Source organism: Pseudoalteromonas sp. S3776 (assembly GCF_005886915.1).
In the GTDB taxonomy this organism is placed as follows: Bacteria; Pseudomonadota; Gammaproteobacteria; order Enterobacterales; family Alteromonadaceae; genus Pseudoalteromonas.
Window position 1 is genome coordinate 1 of the sequence record NZ_PNCU01000029.1, and the last position, 2,444, is coordinate 2,444.

Sequence of the window (2,444 nt, forward strand, 5' to 3'; positions counted from 1 at the left end):
GTCACCTCATAAATTTGGAAAATATCTGATAATATTTTTTAAGTCTTTCGTCGTTGCTATCTACTTTAGCTATTAACTTCTGTCGCTTGTTTCTGTCACAAAACGCGTTTGGCGTTGTATGGTTAAGCCTCACGGGTAATTAGTACAAGTTAGCTTAATGGCTCACACCACTTCCACATCTTGCCTATCAACGTTGTAGTCTTCAACGGCCCTTCAGAGACTTTAAAAGTCTAGTGAGAACTCATCTCGAGGCCTGCTTCGCGCTTAGATGCTTTCAGCGCTTATCAGTTCCGAACGTAGCTACCGGGCAATGCCATTGGCATGACAACCCGAACACCAGCGGTTCGTTCACTCCGGTCCTCTCGTACTAGGAGCAACCCCTCTCAATTCTCAAACGCCCACGGCAGATAGGGACCGAACTGTCTCACGACGTTCTAAACCCAGCTCGCGTACCACTTTAAATGGCGAACAGCCATACCCTTGGGACCGACTTCAGCCCCAGGATGTGATGAGCCGACATCGAGGTGCCAAACACCGCCGTCGATATGAACTCTTGGGCGGTATCAGCCTGTTATCCCCGGAGTACCTTTTATCCGTTGAGCGATGGCCCTTCCATTCAGAACCACCGGATCACTATGACCTACTTTCGTACCTGCTCGACGTGTCTGTCTCGCAGTTAAGCTGGCTTCTACCATTACACTAACCGTACGATGTCCGACCGTACTTAGCCAACCTTCGTGCTCCTCCGTTACTCTTTGGGAGGAGACCGCCCCAGTCAAACTACCCACCAGGCACTGTCCGTAACCCCGATTCAGGGGCCAACGTTAGAACATCAAAACTACAAGGGTGGTATTTCAAGGACGACTCCAACAAAACTAGCGTCTCATCTTCAAAGTCTCCCACCTATCCTACACATGTAGGTTCAATGTTCAGTGCCAAGCTGTAGTAAAGGTTCACGGGGTCTTTCCGTCTAGCCGCGGGTACACAGCATCTTCACTGCGATTTCAATTTCACTGAGTCTCGGGTGGAGACAGCGTGGCCATGGTTACACCATTCGTGCAGGTCGGAACTTACCCGACAAGGAATTTCGCTACCTTAGGACCGTTATAGTTACGGCCGCCGTTTACCGGGGCTTCGATCAAGAGCTTCGTCCGAAAACTAACCCCATCAATTAACCTTCCGGCACCGGGCAGGTGTCACACCGTATACGTCATCTTGCGATTTTGCACAGTGCTGTGTTTTTAATAAACAGTCCCAGCCACCTGGTCACTGCGGCTCCCGTCCGCTTAGAGAGCAAGTCTCATCACAGATAGGAGCGTACCTTCTCCCGAAGTTACGGTACGATTTTGCCTAGTTCCTTCACCCGAGTTCTCTCAAGCGCCTTAGTATTCTCTACCTGACCACCTGTGTCGGTTTGGGGTACGATTCGGTATAATCTGAAGCTTAGAGGCTTTTCCTGGAAGTATGGCATCAGCAACTTCACACCCTTGGGTGCTCGTCTCGTGTCTCAGCCTAACAGCAACCCGGATTTACCTAAGTCGCTAGCCTACTCACTTTCACATGGACAACCATCGCCATGCTTGCTTAGCCTTCTCCGTCCCCCCATCGCAATTATACCAAGTACGGAAATATTAATCCGTTTCCCATCGACTACGCCTTTCGGCCTCGCCTTAGGGGTCGACTTACCCTACCCTGATTAACATGGGATAGGAACCCTTGGTCTTCCGGCGTGCGGGTTTTTCACCCGCATTATCGTTACTCATGTCAGCATTCGCACTTCTGATACCTCCAGCATACCTCCCGGTACACCTTCAACGGCTTACAGAACGCTCCCCTACCACTCATCCTAAGATGAATCCGCAGCTTCGGTGCATAGTTTAGCCCCGTTACATCTTCCGCGCAGACCGACTCGACCAGTGAGCTATTACGCTTTCTTTAAAGGATGGCTGCTTCTAAGCCAACCTCCTGGCTGTCTGGGCCTTTCCACATCGTTTCCCACTTAACTATGACTTTGGGACCTTAGCTGGCGGTCTGGGTTGTTTCCCTCTTCACGACGGACGTTAGCACCCGCCGTGTGTCTCCCGGATAGTACTTTACGGTATTCGGAGTTTGCAAAGGGTTGGTAAGTCGGGATGACCCCCTAGCCTTAACAGTGCTCTACCCCCGTAAGTATTCGTCCGAGGCTCTACCTAAATAGATTTCGGGGAGAACCAGCTATCTCCCGGTTTGATTAGCCTTTCACTCCTAGCCACAGGTCATCCCCTAACTTTTCAACGTTAGTGGGTTCGGTCCTCCAGTTGATGTTACTCAACCTTCAACCTGCCCATGGCTAGATCACCGGGTTTCGGGTCTATACCTTGCAACTAATCGCCCAGTTAAGACTCGGTTTCCCTACGGCTACCCTAATCGGTTAACCTCGCTACAAAATATAAGTCGCTGACCCC

1 rRNA gene is annotated in these 2,444 nt (G+C 50.7%); it reads right to left on the reverse strand.

The window, feature by feature from the left end:
* Nucleotides 1-118 precede the first annotated feature (118 nt).
* Nucleotides 119-2,444: ribosomal RNA gene (locus CWC16_RS12570) — 23S ribosomal RNA — on the reverse strand; the annotation flags it as partial.